This window comes from Bacteroidota bacterium (assembly GCA_039821555.1).
Taxonomy (GTDB): domain Bacteria; phylum Bacteroidota; class Rhodothermia; order Rhodothermales; family Rubricoccaceae; genus JBCBEX01.
Window position 1 is genome coordinate 1 of the sequence record JBCBNX010000071.1, and the last position, 565, is coordinate 565.

Genomic DNA, 565 nt, shown 5'->3' on the forward strand with positions numbered 1-565 from the left:
ATGAGGAGGTTGGCTTAGAAGCAGCCATCCTTTCACACTTAGCCATTATTTGGGGACCTTAATTGGTGGTCAGGGTTGTTTCCCTCTCCACGACGGACGTTAGCACCCGCCGTGTGTCTGCCGATTAGTACTTCTTGGTATTCGGAGTTTGATAAGGTTTGGTAATCCGGTGAGGACCCCTAGCCCAGTCAGTGCTCTACCCCCGAGAGTATTCGATCGACGCTCTACCTAAATAGATTTCGCGGAGAACCAGCTATCAGCAAGTTTGATTGGCCTTTCACCCCTAGGCACAGGTCATCCGAGAGCTTTTCAACGCTCAACGGTTCGGGCCTCCAGTGCATGTTACTGCACCTTCACCCTGCCCATACCTAGATCACTTGCCTTCGGGTCTAATGCTACATACTCGGTCGCCCTATTCAGACTCGCTTTCGCTACGCCTACACCTAACGGTTTAAGCTTGCACGCAACACTAAGTCGTTGACCCATTATACAAAAGGTACGAGGTCACTCCGAAGAGCTCCCTCAGCTTGTAAGCATCCGGTTTCAGGTACTGTTTCACTCCCCT

At 51.2% G+C, this 565-nt stretch carries 1 rRNA gene; it reads right to left on the bottom strand.

What is annotated here, in order from left to right:
- Positions 1-565, bottom strand: a 23S ribosomal RNA gene (locus AAFU51_18895); the annotation flags it as partial.